Origin of the sequence: Methylobacterium sp. V23 (assembly GCF_002917135.1) — a bacterium.
Classification (GTDB): Bacteria; Pseudomonadota; Alphaproteobacteria; order Rhizobiales; family Beijerinckiaceae; genus Methylobacterium.
The window spans coordinates 60,595-74,531 of record NZ_PDHT01000005.1 but is presented as its reverse complement, the minus strand read 5'-3'; the positions used below and the strand labels follow the sequence as shown (position 1 = coordinate 74,531).

Here is a 13,937-nt window from a genome sequence, read left to right as displayed (position 1 = left end):
CATCCGAACCGTCAGATCCCTAGCTACTGTCACAGAGTCGTACCCAGTTCACGCACCGGGCCGGCTCGCGAAAAATCGTCTAGCTCGCAGGGGTTAGCCTGTCGAGTTTCCGCCGTCGCCAATGTGGCGGATATCCCTTGGCGGAACGTGCCGTGCCCTGGACAAAGGCGCCTACCCGCGTAGCATACGGCAATGCAGCGTTCACAGGCCCACACGGGCGATCCCGCCTACCTTGACGGTCAGTTTCTTGTCGCCATGCCGGGACTGACGGATTCGCGCTTCGCCCGGTCGGTCATCTATCTCTGTGCGCATTCGGCTGACGGGGCCATGGGGATCATCCTCAACAAGGCCGTCTCTGACCTCAATATGCCCGACCTGCTGATTCAGCTTGATATCGCGAGCGAGACTGATGCGATCCGGCTCCGCCAGCGTGTCGGCCACATGCCCGTGCTGATGGGCGGACCTGTTGATGCCAAGCGCGGCTTCGTGCTCCACACTGACGACTTCCATATCGATCAATCCACGCTGATCATCGACGATGGAATCTGCCTCACAGCAACGGTGGACATTTTGAAGGCGATCGCCGCCGGCGACGGTCCGGCCAACGCCGTCCTCGCCCTTGGCTATGCAGGATGGCAGGCAGGACAGCTCGAGAGCGAAATCCTAGCCAATGGTTGGCTGGTCTGCCCAGCCGATCCGGACATGATTTTCCATACGGCTCTCGAAGCCAAGTACGAGCGCACGTTACGCAACAATGGCATCGACCTCGCGATGCTGTCGGTCAGCGCCGGCCATAGCTGAGCGTTCGCGCTACTGGTCGGAGAACGAAGCGCCACCTGTATCCGGATTCATACCTTCCACCGGGGGCTTGCGGCGCGAACGGGGCGAGGACGCCGAAGCGCTTGGCGCAGCGGTGCTTGTATTGACCCCGAGGCGGGTGGCAAGTGCCAAAGCCCGTGCTTCAGTGAAGCGCAGGTTGCAGAATCCGTGCGCCCCTTCACGAGCATAGGTTCGGCACATCTGCTCGCGATCGGAGGAGAAGGCCGCCTGTTCGGTGACCACGGGGCGAAGCTCAGGGCCACGCAGGCGCTGACTAATCAACTTGTAATTCTCCCGAACGGCCCGGTCGGCTCCACCGCGCGCCGCCTCAAACTCGCTCGCCCGCGAAATGAGCGTGGCCGCGGCCGGTCCCCACAAACCCGTGGGCGTCGTGGCGCAATCGGCCGCCGCGAAAGTACAGACGGTACCGGACACCGATTGCACCAGAACGGCGCCATCGAGTACGTCGAACCGGAGGGGACATTCGCCGCCGGTGATCTCGAAGCGGCCGACACCCTCCGCACGGCCCTCGGATGAGACCGCCACCGGCGCCCCTCCGTTCAGCGGTACCTTGCAGGCTTCGACGGGCTGCGAGATTTTATTGCCCGGCAAAACGACGCGAGCTGTGGTCCCCCCCCCGGCTCGCTCAAGCTTCAGGCTACCGGTGAGCCCGTTTAGCATCAACTCCTGTCCCATCACGTTGTCCTCGGAGGGCGCTTTGAGGACAATAGGCTGACGCGGTACCGGAGGTGCTTTCGGTGCGTCCGACGCAGCCGGCGCCCCGCCCTCGCCGGGTGCGCTTGGCACAGGAGTTTGTGGAGCGGAAGGAACGCCCCTTGGCGGCACTGGCGGCTTAGCCGCCCGCCCGATTCCGAACAATTCCTCGAAAAACGACTGCGCGCAGGCTGGGTGAGGAACCGATGCCAGCACCGGTAGAAGAAGAAGCACGCGGGTCAGACGCATCGAAACTTTCGAGCCTATATCCGTGGAGGCAGCGTGGTGCGCAGGCAAGCACGTTCACCTCCCACTTACCATGCAACGAGCCTTGTGACACGGCAGCGATGCCGCTTCTTGACGATGAAACATTGGGGAGACCGCCGACGCCATCGTTGCAAAACCCCAGCAGGCGGCTCGTATGGCTATTCCAAGTCAAAGGCGATGAAGAGGATAACGTGGCTCCGCGCAATCCGATGCGTCTCGTCGGCGGGCTCTGCCTTGCGGCCTCACGACACCCTTCTTATATCGGCCGAGACGCGGGATTAAGACCCGGCTCTGCACCGTTCCGGGGCGCGAACCGGTGTCCAAACCCGTTCTCACACACTCAGTTTTGCACAGCCATGGGCCGAGCTGCTTCGGGGCTTGGCGGTCTGCTTGACCAAACGACAACAGAGGGATCCCACCATGGGTAAGGTAATTGGTATCGACCTCGGCACCACGAACTCCTGTGTGGCCGTCATGGAAGGCACGCAGCCTAAGGTCGTCGAGAATTCGGAAGGTGCGCGCACCACACCGTCCATCGTTGCTTTCACTGACGAGGGTGAGCGGCTGGTCGGCCAGCCAGCCAAGCGTCAGGCAGTTACGAATCCTGAGCGTACGTTCTTCGCCATCAAGCGCCTCGTGGGTCGGACCTACGACGATCCGATGACACAGAAGGACAAGGGTCTCGTCCCCTACAAGATCGTTCGCGGCGACAACGGCGATGCCTGGGTCGAGGCAGATGGCAAGAAGTATTCGCCTTCGCAGATCTCTGCCTTCACGCTGCAGAAGATGAAAGAGACTGCTGAGGCGCATCTCGGTCAGCCGGTGACGCAGGCTGTCATCACGGTGCCGGCCTACTTCAATGACGCGCAGCGCCAAGCCACCAAAGATGCCGGTAAGATCGCTGGCCTTGAGGTTCTTCGGATCATCAACGAGCCCACGGCAGCGGCACTTGCCTACGGCCTCGACAAGAAGAAGGCTGGTACCATCGCGGTGTATGACCTCGGCGGCGGCACCTTCGACGTCTCGATCCTCGAGATCGGGGATGGCGTGTTCGAGGTGAAGTCCACCAACGGCGACACCTTCCTGGGTGGCGAGGACTTCGACAACCGCGTGGTCGAGTATCTGACGAGCGAGTTCAAGCGCGAGCAGGGCATCGATCTCACGAAGGACAAGCTTGCGCTTCAGCGCCTCAAGGAGGCCGCTGAGAAGGCCAAAATCGAGCTGTCGTCTGCGACTCAGACCGAGATCAACCTGCCCTACATCACAGCCGATGCCACGGGTCCGAAGCACCTTGCGCTCAAGCTCAGCCGTGCAAAATTCGAGTCCCTCGTGGACGACCTCGTCCAACGCACGATCGAGCCCTGCCGCAAAGCGCTGAAGGATGCTGGCGTGTCGGCCTCCGAGATCGACGAGGTCGTGCTTGTGGGCGGCATGATCCGCATGCCCAAGATCCAGGAAGTCGTGAAATCCTTCTTCGGCAAGGAGCCCCACAAGGGCGTCAACCCGGATGAGGTCGTGGCCATCGGCGCGGCCGTTCAGGCTGGTGTGCTTCAGGGCGACGTCAAGGACGTGCTACTCCTCGACGTCACCCCGCTGTCACTGGGCATCGAGACACTGGGTGGCGTGTTCACCCGTCTGATCGACCGCAACACCACGATCCCAACGAAGAAGTCCCAGACCTTCTCAACAGCGGAGGACAACCAGAACGCGGTGACCATCCGGGTCTTCCAGGGTGAGCGCGAGATGGCGGCCGACAATAAGTTGCTCGGCCAGTTCGACCTGATGGGCATTCCGCCGGCGCCGCGCGGCATGCCGCAGATCGAGGTGACCTTCGATATCGATGCCAATGGCATCGTGAACGTCACTGCCAAGGACAAGGCGACGAACAAGGAGCACCAGATCCGGATCCAGGCCTCCGGTGGTCTGTCGGATTCCGACATCGAGCGCATGGTTAAGGACGCCGAGGCGAATGCCGAGGCGGATAAGAAGCGCCGTGAGCTCGTCGAGGTGAAGAATCAGGGTGAGAGCCTGATCCACGCCACCGAGAAGTCGGTGAAGGAATACGGTGACAAGGTCTCCGCGGACGACAAGGGAGCCATTGAGACGGCGATCACCGCACTCCGTACCGCTCTCGACGGCGACGATGTAGAAGTCATCAAGGCTCGCACCACTGACGTGATGCAGGCGTCGATGAAGCTCGGCGAGGCGATGTACGCGGCCAACCAATCCGGCGAGGCGGGAGCCGAAGCCGGCGCCGGCGAGGCGAAGAAGGACGATGTCATCGACGCCGACTTCCAGGAAGTCGATGACAAGGACCAGAAGAAGCGGGCATAACGCCTGCATCTGAGTTCGGGGCCGGAGCGATCCGGCCCCGAACCATGTTCGGCTTGTCCCGTTGAGCGGAGCCAGCTGAATTTCAAGCGCATCAGCGCTCGAGTTGGACGGCGTGGTCCGGTCGGACCAGTGCGCCGGGGACTTTGAGGACGGGAATGTCGAAGCGGGACTATTACGAGATTCTAGGCGTCTCCAAGACCGCGACCGACGGCGAGATGAAAGTCGCCTTTCGCAAGCTCGCCATGAGCTACCATCCGGACCGCAATCCGGGAAATGCCGAGGCCGAAGTCAAATTCAAAGAAATTAACGAGGCTTATCAATGCCTCTCTGATGGTCAGAAGCGTGCTGCCTACGACCGCTTCGGCCATGCCGCGTTCCAACAGGGTGGAGCGGGTGGTCCCGGGTTCGGTAACGAGTTCGGTGACTTCATGTCAGATATCTTCGACAATTTCTTCGGTGACGGCCGAGCCGGTGCCGGCGCCGGTGGCGGGCGCGGTAGCGCACGCGGTGGTCCGACCCGCGAACGGGGTGCCGACCTCCGCTACAATCTTGATATTTCACTGGAGGAAGCGTTCAGCGGGAAGGCTGAGACCATCAAGATGGCGACTTCGGTCACCTGCGAGGTCTGCTCCGGCTCCGGTGCCAAGGCTGGTTCGAAGCCGCGTCCCTGCCAGACCTGTGGTGGCTATGGGCGGGTCCGTGCGGCACAGGGTTTCTTCGCCATCGAGCGCACCTGCCCGAACTGTCACGGCCGCGGCGAGGTGATCGACGATCCATGTGGTGCCTGCAGCGGTGCTGGCCGCGTGACGCGAGAGCGGACCCTCTCCATCAACGTGCCGGCTGGCGTCGATGACGGCCTCCGGATCCGTTTGGCCGGCGAGGGTGAGACGGGCCTTCGCGGCGGACCAGCGGGGGATCTCTACGTCTTCCTCTCGATCAAGCCACACGAGTTTTTCCAGCGTGACGGCGCAGACCTGTTCTGCCGGGTACCAATCTCCATGGTAACCGCAGCGCTCTCAGGCGAGATCACTGTCCCGGTGATCGATGGCTCCCAGACGCAAGTGCGTATCCCTGCGGGCACTCAGACAGCGAAGCAATTCCGTATCAAGGGCAAGGGGATGCCGGTGCTGCGTTCGAGAGACGTCGGTGACCTTTACATCCAGGTCTTCGTAGAGACGCCGCAGAACCTCTCGAAGCGTCAGCGCGAGTTGCTGCAGGAATTCGACCAGTCGGCCTCCGACGAGAACCATCCGGAGAGCGCGGGGTTCTTTTCGAAGGTCAAGGACTTCTTCGACGGGCTCGGAGGGGCGGCGAGGACCTAGACTTGCAATATCGTGCGGATCAAAACGGTTCGGCCACGGTTATCGCATGTGGCGGTCGGGCACCGCCTGCGCGATCCTTCTGTGCGCTCCAGCGTGTTCGGTGGTTGCAAGCTTGACTGCCGGAGAGCTTCGTCGTCTAGCCTTTCCCTCCCAACCCGTGATCTGAGGACATAGGGTCTTGCCGCCGCTACGCCGCTCCAGCGCAAAAGCCGACCTCGCTCCCGGTGCCAACCGTACACGGCGGGATCCGCTGGAGGACGAGGCGCGCTTTCTACGCTCCTGGTTCGAGCGCCCCCTCGTTACGGGTGCTGTAACGCCGTCGGGCAAGATGCTCGCCCGCACGATGGCTTCCTACGTCGATCCGCGCGTCAGCGGACCTGTGATCGAGCTTGGACCTGGGACCGGACCTGTCACCGAGGCCCTGATCCGGCGTGGCATTGAGCAAGAGCGGCTGATCTTGGTCGAGTACAATCCCGATTTCTGCAAGCTGCTGCAGAAGCGCTTTCCGCGTGCAACGATCATTCGCGGAGATGCGTACAACATTCGCGAGACGTTCGGCACGATGCTCACCGAAAAAGCGGCTGCGATGGTTTCAAGCCTCCCGCTGTTCACGAAGCCCTTGGAGCAGCGGCTCGATCTCTTGAACGCCGCCCATGAAATGATGCATCTGAGCGCACCCTTCGTACAGTTCACCTACGCGGTGGTTCCGCCTATTCCGGCTCGGTGTGATGCCGGCACCTACACGGCCAGTCGGTCGAACCGGGTCTGGCTCAATCTTCCGCCCGCACGCGTCTGGGTCTATCGCCGACCTTAGGCGGAATCGGCTGCTCACCGAAACCAAGCGAAGTTCGGTGGCAGAGAGCGTTCAGTGCGCTAGCCCTATCCCGATTGCCGAGGGCGAGATCCCCCTTGGCAGTCAGGCCAAAAACTCCACGATGACCACCTCATGCACAGTCACATTGCGGGGATTGAGAACCTTGTTCGCGGCGTTGGGCTACGCCGGGGTCTTGCCTTCGTGACCGGGGCGCACGCGTCGTCTCTCGTGGCGGCTGCCCAAACTGAGTAGCACAGGGCAATCAGCCCTTTGTAGTACTGGGGCGGGCACGGCGACTGAAGCCATCATCGACAGCATTACGAAGACCGGGGCTTTGGCCATCACCGCCGGCATTATGGCTGGGGGCACCACCGCGGTTAGGAGTGGAGTCAACACCGAAATCACGGTGGCGGACATCACGACTTCTGAGCGCCTTCTTACATCCCTCGGTTCTCCCTGTAGAGGGGACTAACTAATCGGCAATTCGTTCCAAGATCGCGGGCGTTGGCTTCAGGGGCACCGTGTCAATGCGGTAGGCCGTCAGCAGAGTAGCTTCGGCCCTGTCGGCAGATGCTGCATCAGCGGCATGAACGATCGCAAGAGGCTGGCCTTGCTCGATCTTGGCTCCGATACGAGGCAGTCCGGTGAGGCCGACACGGGGGTCGACGTTGTCCTGCGGACGGGTCCGCCCACCACCGAGGCCGATCACTGCAAGTCCCAAGTTTCGCGTCGCGATCGAGGTGACGTAGCCGTCCGTCTTCGCGACGACCACGCGCGTGATGGGCGCCGCTGGCAGGTAGTGCGCAGACCGCTCGACCAGATCGACGGGGCCGCCGAGCGCAGTGACCATCCGGGCGAAGACTTCGAGGGCGCGTCCCGAGGCTAGCGCCGTTTCCAGGCGCGCGGAGGCGTCGCCGATGTCGGGACTGAGGCTGCCGACCACCAGCATCTCGGCCGCGAGCCTGAGCGTGACGGCGTGGAAGGCCGGCTCGCGCGAGCGCCCACTGAGATAGTCGAGGGTGTAAGCGACCTCCAGGGCGTTCCCCGCGGCCGAGGCGAGGGGCGAGTCCATGTCGGTGATCAGCGCCACCGTACGCAGGCCCGCCCCACCCGCGACATCGACGATGCTCCGCGCGAGGGTCTGGGCCTCACGGCGCTCGGCCATGAAGGCGCCCGAGCCCACCTTCACATCCATCACCAAGCCGTCGAGACCGGCAGCGAGTTTCTTCGACAGGATGGACGCGGTGATCAGGTCGAGGGACTCGACGGTGCCCGTCACGTCGCGGATGGCGTAGAGGCGCCGATCCGCAGGCGCGAGGTCGTCGGTCTGCCCGATGATGGCGCAGCCCACGTCGGCGGTCACGGTCCGGAAGCGCGCGAGCCCCGGCATCGCATCGTAGCCGGGAATGCTCGCGAGCTTGTCGAGGGTGCCGCCGGTATGCCCGAGCCCGCGCCCCGAGATCATCGGTACGTAGCCCCCGCAGGCCGCGACCATCGGCGCGAGTGCGAGGCTGACCGCGTCCCCGACCCCGCCGGACGAGTGCTTGTCCAGGACCGGCCCGGGCAGGTCCCAGCGCAGGACGGTGCCGGACTCGGTCATCGCCCGCGTCAGCGCCACACGCTCCGACCACGAAAGACCGCGGAAAAACACCGCCATCGCGAAGGCTGCGGCCTGCCCCTCGGTCACCCGCCCGTCCGTCAGGCCCGCGATGAAGTCCGCGATCTCCTCCGGCGGGATCGCGCCGCCGTCCCGCTTGGTGCGGATGACTTCCTGGGGCAGCCTCATCGCCCAGCCTCCGCGACCGCCGCGACCAGCGCCGTGCGCAGGCTGCTGGCGCCGAGGCGGAAGGTGCGCGGCGCGACCCAGGTCGGCCCCATGATCCGATCCGCGAGGGCGAGGTAAGTGCCGGCATCCGCGACGGTTTTCAAGCCGCCCGAGACCTTGAGACCGACGGGTTGCCCCGCGGCGTGGTCGCGGATGGCGCAGAGCATCGCCTCGGCGGCCTCCGGGGTCGCGGAAACCGCGCTTTTGCCCGTGGAGGTCTTGAGGAAATCCGCCCTGGCCTCGATGGCGAGGCGGCTCGCGGCCGTGATGGCATCCGGGGTCGCCAGAACACCGGTCTCCAGGATGACCTTCAGCAGCCGGCCACCGTCGCAGACGTCGCGGATCGCGGCGAGCATGGCGCGGGCGGTGCCGGTCTCGCCGGCGAGGACGCTGCGATAAGGCAGGACGAGATCGATCTCGTGGGCGCCGTCGGCGAGGGCTTCGGTCGTATCCTCCACCGCCCGCTCGATGTCGTCGCCACCGGCGGGGAAGTTGATGACGGTGGCGACGCGCACCGGCGATCCGGCGAGCAGCCGGGCGGCGCGGCCGACGTAGTGCGGCCAGACGCAGACGGCGGCGACCGCGCTCGCCCGGGCGTCGCGGCAGAGCGTGTCGATGGCGGCTTCCGAGCAGGATTCGCCGAGATCGGTGAGGTCGAGCAGGGGCAGGGCCCGCCGGGCGAGGGAGGCGTCGTCGGTCATCGGGGGGCACTCGCGGGCAGGCGGGCGACGAAGGCGGCGACCAGGCGGGCGAGGGCGTCCCCGGCCCGGGCGGCGGCGGCCTTGGTCTCCGCGTGGCGGGGATCGCCGCCGTCGAGGCCGGCACCGAGGTTGGTGACGACGGACAGGGCGGCGACGGGCAGGCCGTAGAAGCGGGCGAGGATGACCTCGGGGACCGTCGACATGCCGACGAGGTCGGCCCCGAGGCGGCCGGCCATGCGGACTTCCGCCGGGGTCTCGAAGCTCGGTCCGGAGAACCAGGCGTAGACGCCCTGGTGCAGAGCGACGCCGGATTCATGTGCCGCATCAAGGAGATGGGCGCGCAGCTCGGCGTCGTAGGCCCCCACCATGGGCACGAAGCGGGCGTCGCTGGCCTCGCCGATCAGCGGGTTAAGGCCCGAGAGATTGATGTGGTCGGTGAGCGCCACCAGGCTGCCGGGGCCGACCTCCGGCCGCAGGGAGCCGGAGGCGTTGGTGAGGAGAAGCGCTTGCGCCCCAAGGACTTGCGCGACGCCGAGCGGCACCCGCATCACGGCGGCGTCGCCGGTCTCGTAGGCGTGGGCACGGCCCTCGAAGACCAGGACCCGGCGTCCGGCGAGACGCCCGGCATGGAGGCGGCCGCCATGGCCGCTCACGCCGAGGGCCGGAAACCCCGGAATTTGCCCGTAGGATACCGAGAGGGTCGTGTCGAGGTCACGCACGAGTCCGCCGAGTCCGGTGCCGGTGACGATCGCGCAGGCGAACGGTCCGCCGAACCCCTGCGCGCGCAGCAGACCGGCGGCGGCCTGGATCCCCGGCTCCAAATCACGCATGGGGCCCCCGGGGATCGGTGCCCAGGTTGTCCGGGCCGAAGGAGTCGGGCAGCAGGGCCCCGACGCTGAAGGAGGCGCGGAGGGCTGTGGCGTCGGCGACGTGGACCCGGACTGCCGGACCGGCGAATTCGCGGATGCGCTGCCGGCAGGCGCCGCAGGGGGTGACGAGGCCGGGCCCCGGGCCGAGGACCAGCAGCGCGGCGATGCGCCGGCCGCCGGCGGCGATCATGGCGGCGATGGCGCCGGCCTCGGCGCAGGTCCCCACCGGGTAGGCGGCGTTCTCGACGTTGCAGCCGGCATGGAGGGCGCCCGCCTCGTCGCGGAGCGCCGCGCCGACGGGAAAGCGCGAGTAGGGGGCGTAGGCGCGCCCCTGCGCCGCCAGGGCGGCGTCGAACAGGCGGGACAGGTCCGGAGTCAGGATGTCCGGAGTCGGGGGAGCCAGGGTCATCGGGGCGGGACACGGCGCGGCATCGCGCGACTTAGGCACCAAGTGGCGGGGCTGTCGAGGCCCGGCGCCGGCGCGGCGAGCGCATCGACAGCGCGCCCCCGGCCTCCTAAGACGGGGCGAGCGGGGGCAGACCCGGGAGGCGAGGGACCATGTTGGGACGTTTCGAGCGCGGAGCCTCCGGCGAGGCGGTGGTGGAGTACGGCGACGGCACCATGCGGGTGATCAAGCCCGGCAGCTTCGTGCGCTGCGCCGTGACCGGCGAGGCGATCCCCCTCGACGCCCTGCGCTACTGGAGCGCGACCCGGCAGGAGGCCTATGCCAGCCCCGAGGCAGCGATGCAGCGCCTCGCCGAGACCGGACGACCGGAGTAGGGGATTTTACCGGATTGGAAAGTCGGCTGAAGACGCTTTGGAAGTATCCATCCGATAGATGCTAATATCCGTATAGACTTATAGTTTAATTATTTTGTACGACCGGTTTGGGTGGGTTTGCGACGGTCTGCTTTCGGGCGAGAGTTGGGAGAAGCAGACACCACCGTCGTGCCCGGTCACGACCCATTGCAGAAGCTGGGAAAGTCCGCTTGCAGGCTCTCGGTATGGCAGTGGCCTACGGCCGGGACGGGTGGAAGGCGGACCCTCAACGTCTTTGCATGTGTCCTACGCAGTTCAAGACCGTTTCCGAAACCGGTGTGAGACCAAGCTCAGCAAATCGGCGACGAACGTTATCCGGCGTCCAGCCCTTGTTGCAGAAGCGGGAGCCTGTCGAAACGGAATCGTACGGGCGGCTGGAGGAGATGCCGTTCGATGGGTTGGCGAGCATGTCGGTGTCCCACTCGTAACTGACACACTCCACGTAGCTGTCGGCCTCAGGTTGGCAGCGGAGCCCTTCGCAGTCGCACACCTTACGGTCCTTGAAGAGGTGCAAGGGGACATCATGGCACCTCACCTTGCCGCCACTGAACCATCCACGACCTTTCAGGCTGCAAAGGCTCGGGTCGATGGCGAAAGCAATTGCTAAGGTCGTGGCTCCGGTGCGGGAAACGGACAGCCGAAGGGCCTCGTCCTCTGACGGCGCACGCCAGATGAGAGCAGCCCAATACACGACGAGGGCCAAGCCGATCGCAAGGCCCGTCACGATGAGCAGCACGGCCATTGTGCGTCCGCTACTTAGCGAAGGGGGCGTTACCTGGATCACGCTAACTCTGGTCCCGATACAGCACGTTATAGCCGATCAAGTTCGCTTCGCATGTCTGCAATGAATCGAAAGCGGAAGCGGCATCGGATGATGGGGAGATTATCGACCTGGCGGTGACCGAGATGGTGAAGGTGGATCGAGAGTAGCGTATGAGTAGGGCTAAGACTTACAGGGCATGATGATGCGCGGCGTCGCTCATATCGTCGTCTTTACGATTTCAGCAGCAATAGCAGCGCTGACTGCTTATCTTACCGCCTTTATACTCGGGCTGCTTTGGGTAGATTTGCTTATGCGCATTTACCCAAATCATTTTTTAAAGTATTTTTTTAGTATTTCCTATCTCTGCGGAGCTTTTTTGATTATATCGTATGAAGTATACGCAGTATTCTACCCGTTACGCAGGATATTTTATGATAATCGCCCGGAACTGTAAGCAGAATTGGCATTTGAAAATGCCTCAAAATTGTTTCTGCACTATCTCGAACGCGTAAAAATTGAAAAAGGGGGTGTACCCCCTCAGGGGGTACCCTCCCGGCCGGGCGCGTCGGTTCTGTTAAGACTAGATCAATTGCCGTCTGGAATCTCACGACTAAACATCTCGACTTATCATAAGTATACTTGGTGTATCCGATAAGTCTGTGATCTATCACTTCCCTTCATTACGCTTCCCACTGAGTCAGTTCATCAGTGGTGCCTCCACAGTGTCGGACGAGCGCGCCCATGGTGTGAACCAAAATGTACCGCCGCTCATTGAGTGACATGATATCTATATCGACGCGTCGCCCGCTTTCCCGGTTGATTAAATGAAAGTAAAATTCGAATAATCTGGACCTGATTTCAACTGGTTGATGAAGGTGCAATTGAACAATGGACCAGCCATGCTTGTTCGATTTCACACTCATATGGCGCACGTTCGTCCATGCCACATGTACATCCTGCCTCCTGTCGCGCACACCTTCCGCTGTGATGTCCAACTGATCTTTGGGATTCCAAGCAAGGTGGATGCATTTCACCATAGAGCCAATGCACACAGAGCCAGCTATCGCCACAGCCACGAATACTATTATCGGACCCGCTAATTGAAAGCGCTCATCGAACTTGGTGGCCCAAAGAAACAGAGCACCCGAACCGAGGAAGATTGCGCCAACTACCGCTGATAGGATGGCCTTAAGCACCAAGGTAACCACCTGTGCGGACACCACCATGGGCAAATTCACATTGATGGGTGGCACATTATAGGTGTGCGAGAACTTGAACGGCCCTGGGATGCTTATGTGGTTCATTCTATGGAGTGAACCTGAGGTGCCCGCTTTACGCAACCAACGTTGTGATCGTTTCTCACCCTTCACGGAAGCGGGGAACGTCCGCTTGCGGGCTGCTTGGTGAGCCAGAAACCTACGACCGGGATGGGTGAGCAGCAAACCGTCTGGTTAGGAGATAGCAGACATATTTCAGCCGTCTGTTCATCTGGGACCCTACGGTGTGACGATGCGGAAGACGGGTAGGAGCTATCTCCTGATTAGCCTCGTATCCATCAGTGGTTGGAAAACAGAGGCCGCGCCTATGACCACCCATGAGATACAAGCTCCTGGCCCCGCCGGAGCACTTTCTGGGATTGCGCTCGGGCCATCCGATCCCAATGCCCCGATTGTCCTGATTGTCCCAGGTTCAGGGCCGACCGACCGCGACGGTAACAACCCGTTGGGTGTCCAGGCATCCACCTACCGCCTGATCGCTGAAGGGCTGGCAGCGCGCGGCATCAGGAGCGTGCGCATCGACAAGCGAGGCATGTTCGGAAGCGCCCGTGCGATTGCGGATGCCAACGCCGTCACCATCGAGGACTATGCCGCCGACATCCAAACGTGGGCTTCCACGATCCGCGAGAAGATGGGTGCTCCATGCGTATGGGTGCTGGGTCATAGTGAAGGTGGTTTGGCGGCCCTGGTCGCGGCCCAGCAGGCCGAGAATATCTGCGGTCTCCTCCTTGTCGCCACGACGGGACGCAGACCGAGCGATGTGCTTCGCGAACAGCTTGCCGCAAACCCAGCCAACGCACCGATCCGCGAACAAGCCGAGGGTGCCATCGCGCGCCTGGAGACCGGACAGCGCGTCGCGGCCGCAGACATTCACCCCGCCTTGCGCCCTCTATTTCAGCCAGAGGTGCAGGGCTTCCTAATCAGCATTTTCGCCCTCGATCCTGCCAAGCTCATTGCGGCCTATGCGGGACCGGTGTTGATCCTCCAGGGCCTTCGCGACATCCAAGTCAGCCGAGCGGATGCCGAACGCTTGCTCCATGCGCGTCCGGACGCTGACATCGTCCTGCTCCCAGACGCCAACCACGTCCTCAAAACAGTGGCATCCGACGACCGAGTTGCGAACATCGCGGCTTATCAGGCTTCAAATCGCCCCCTTGCCGATGGTGTTATCGAAGCTCTCTCGACCACTGTGAGACGGTCGAGGAAAGACCGCTAAGGGTCGGGTGCGGAACGTCTGCTTACGGACGCAAGGCCAGGGCCCGCTTCCCACCCTTTGCAGACTTTTCGAACTAACAGCTAGCGCAAAGCATCAGGGTGAGAACGAGCCCACATGCGCCATCGAATGATCCCTACTACCGAGGCAGAGATCACGCCCCCAAGAATGCCTGATACGAGCTTCGCCGTAGACCAGTT

At 63.2% G+C, this 13,937-nt stretch carries 13 protein-coding genes; 6 read left to right on the top strand and 7 right to left on the bottom strand.

The annotated features are described in order from the left end of the window. The first annotated feature begins 192 nt into the window (after positions 1–192). Positions 193–801 carry a YqgE/AlgH family protein gene (locus CRT23_RS07015; protein WP_055952582.1) on the top strand — a complete coding sequence of 203 codons (609 nt, stop codon included), beginning with the start codon at positions 193–195 and terminating at the stop codon, positions 799–801. Positions 802–810: 9 nt separating this feature from the next. On the opposite strand, the gene CRT23_RS07010 is transcribed toward CRT23_RS07015, so the two are convergent. Then, positions 811–1,782, bottom strand: a complete 972-nt coding sequence (locus CRT23_RS07010) for a hypothetical protein (RefSeq protein WP_103709120.1) — start codon at positions 1,780–1,782, stop codon at positions 811–813. Between the two features lie 438 nt (positions 1,783–2,220). Here CRT23_RS07010 and dnaK point away from each other — a divergent pair, with 438 nt between their 5' ends. The 3 genes from dnaK (at position 2,221) to CRT23_RS06995 (ending at position 6,270) form a co-directional block, all read left to right on the top strand. Next, positions 2,221–4,134, top strand: coding sequence for a molecular chaperone DnaK (gene dnaK / locus CRT23_RS07005; protein ID WP_055952588.1), 1,914 nt, complete (start codon positions 2,221–2,223; stop codon positions 4,132–4,134). A gap of 155 nt (positions 4,135–4,289) precedes the next feature. Further along, a complete protein-coding gene (gene dnaJ, locus CRT23_RS07000) occupies positions 4,290–5,456 on the top strand; it encodes a molecular chaperone DnaJ (protein ID WP_103709119.1) in 1,167 nt (388 codons plus the stop codon). 178 nt (positions 5,457–5,634) lie between these two features. After that, positions 5,635–6,270, top strand: coding sequence for an rRNA adenine N-6-methyltransferase family protein (locus tag CRT23_RS06995; protein ID WP_055952594.1), 636 nt, complete (start codon positions 5,635–5,637; stop codon positions 6,268–6,270). A gap of 472 nt (positions 6,271–6,742) precedes the next feature. Here the strand turns inward: CRT23_RS06995 and deoA are convergent, their stop codons facing one another. From deoA to CRT23_RS06975, 4 genes are read right to left on the bottom strand one after another with little or no spacing between them, the layout of a single operon-like run. Then, complete coding sequence (gene deoA / locus CRT23_RS06990) at positions 6,743–8,056, bottom strand: thymidine phosphorylase (protein ID WP_103709118.1); 1,314 nt, start codon at positions 8,054–8,056, stop codon at positions 6,743–6,745. After that, positions 8,053–8,796 carry a deoxyribose-phosphate aldolase gene (gene deoC, locus CRT23_RS06985; protein ID WP_103709117.1) on the bottom strand — a complete coding sequence of 248 codons (744 nt, stop codon included), beginning with the start codon at positions 8,794–8,796 and terminating at the stop codon, positions 8,053–8,055. Before deoC ends, deoA begins: the two co-directional genes overlap by 4 nt. After that, on the bottom strand, positions 8,793–9,626 hold the full coding sequence (locus CRT23_RS06980) for a purine-nucleoside phosphorylase (protein WP_103709116.1): 834 nt from the start codon (positions 9,624–9,626) through the stop codon (positions 8,793–8,795). The genes deoC and CRT23_RS06980 overlap by 4 nt, the downstream gene beginning before the upstream one ends. Beyond that, a complete protein-coding gene (locus CRT23_RS06975) occupies positions 9,619–10,074 on the bottom strand; it encodes a cytidine deaminase (RefSeq protein WP_103709115.1) in 456 nt (151 codons plus the stop codon). The genes CRT23_RS06980 and CRT23_RS06975 overlap by 8 nt, the downstream gene beginning before the upstream one ends. Before the next feature lie 149 nt (positions 10,075–10,223). Between CRT23_RS06975 and CRT23_RS06970 the strand changes: the two genes are divergently transcribed. After that, the gene (locus tag CRT23_RS06970; protein WP_103709114.1) at positions 10,224–10,445 is read left to right on the top strand and encodes a DUF2093 domain-containing protein; all 222 of its coding nucleotides are present in this window, start codon (positions 10,224–10,226) and stop codon (positions 10,443–10,445) included. A 265-nt stretch (positions 10,446–10,710) separates the two neighbouring features. Here the strand turns inward: CRT23_RS06970 and CRT23_RS06965 are convergent, their stop codons facing one another. Together CRT23_RS06965 and CRT23_RS27720 are read right to left on the bottom strand one after the other, a co-directional pair. Next, on the bottom strand, positions 10,711–11,226 hold the full coding sequence (locus tag CRT23_RS06965) for a hypothetical protein (RefSeq protein WP_103709113.1): 516 nt from the start codon (positions 11,224–11,226) through the stop codon (positions 10,711–10,713). A gap of 701 nt (positions 11,227–11,927) precedes the next feature. Then, positions 11,928–12,551 carry a hypothetical protein gene (locus CRT23_RS27720; protein ID WP_146056336.1) on the bottom strand — a complete coding sequence of 208 codons (624 nt, stop codon included), beginning with the start codon at positions 12,549–12,551 and terminating at the stop codon, positions 11,928–11,930. 280 nt (positions 12,552–12,831) lie between these two features. Here CRT23_RS27720 and CRT23_RS06960 point away from each other — a divergent pair, with 280 nt between their 5' ends. Beyond that, complete coding sequence (locus CRT23_RS06960) at positions 12,832–13,740, top strand: alpha/beta fold hydrolase (RefSeq protein ID WP_103709112.1); 909 nt, start codon at positions 12,832–12,834, stop codon at positions 13,738–13,740. The last annotated feature ends 197 nt before the right edge of the window (positions 13,741–13,937 follow it).

Excerpts from the sequence above, each read along its gene's own strand:
- CRT23_RS07015 (WP_055952582.1), top strand. The coding sequence starts at position 193 with ATGCAGCGTTCACAGGCCCACACGGGCGATCCCGCCTACCTTGACGGT.
- CRT23_RS07010 (WP_103709120.1), bottom strand. The coding sequence starts at position 1,782 with ATGCGTCTGACCCGCGTGCTTCTTCTTCTACCGGTGCTGGCATCGGTT.
- dnaK (WP_055952588.1), top strand. The coding sequence starts at position 2,221 with ATGGGTAAGGTAATTGGTATCGACCTCGGCACCACGAACTCCTGTGTG.
- dnaJ (WP_103709119.1), top strand. The coding sequence starts at position 4,290 with ATGTCGAAGCGGGACTATTACGAGATTCTAGGCGTCTCCAAGACCGCG.
- deoA (WP_103709118.1), bottom strand. The coding sequence starts at position 8,056 with ATGAGGCTGCCCCAGGAAGTCATCCGCACCAAGCGGGACGGCGGCGCG.
- deoC (WP_103709117.1), bottom strand. The coding sequence starts at position 8,796 with ATGACCGACGACGCCTCCCTCGCCCGGCGGGCCCTGCCCCTGCTCGAC.
- CRT23_RS06980 (WP_103709116.1), bottom strand. The coding sequence starts at position 9,626 with ATGCGTGATTTGGAGCCGGGGATCCAGGCCGCCGCCGGTCTGCTGCGC.
- CRT23_RS06975 (WP_103709115.1), bottom strand. The coding sequence starts at position 10,074 with ATGACCCTGGCTCCCCCGACTCCGGACATCCTGACTCCGGACCTGTCC.
- CRT23_RS06970 (WP_103709114.1), top strand. The coding sequence starts at position 10,224 with ATGTTGGGACGTTTCGAGCGCGGAGCCTCCGGCGAGGCGGTGGTGGAG.
- CRT23_RS06965 (WP_103709113.1), bottom strand. The coding sequence starts at position 11,226 with ATGGCCGTGCTGCTCATCGTGACGGGCCTTGCGATCGGCTTGGCCCTC.
- CRT23_RS27720 (WP_146056336.1), bottom strand. The coding sequence starts at position 12,551 with ATGAACCACATAAGCATCCCAGGGCCGTTCAAGTTCTCGCACACCTAT.
- CRT23_RS06960 (WP_103709112.1), top strand. The coding sequence starts at position 12,832 with ATGACCACCCATGAGATACAAGCTCCTGGCCCCGCCGGAGCACTTTCT.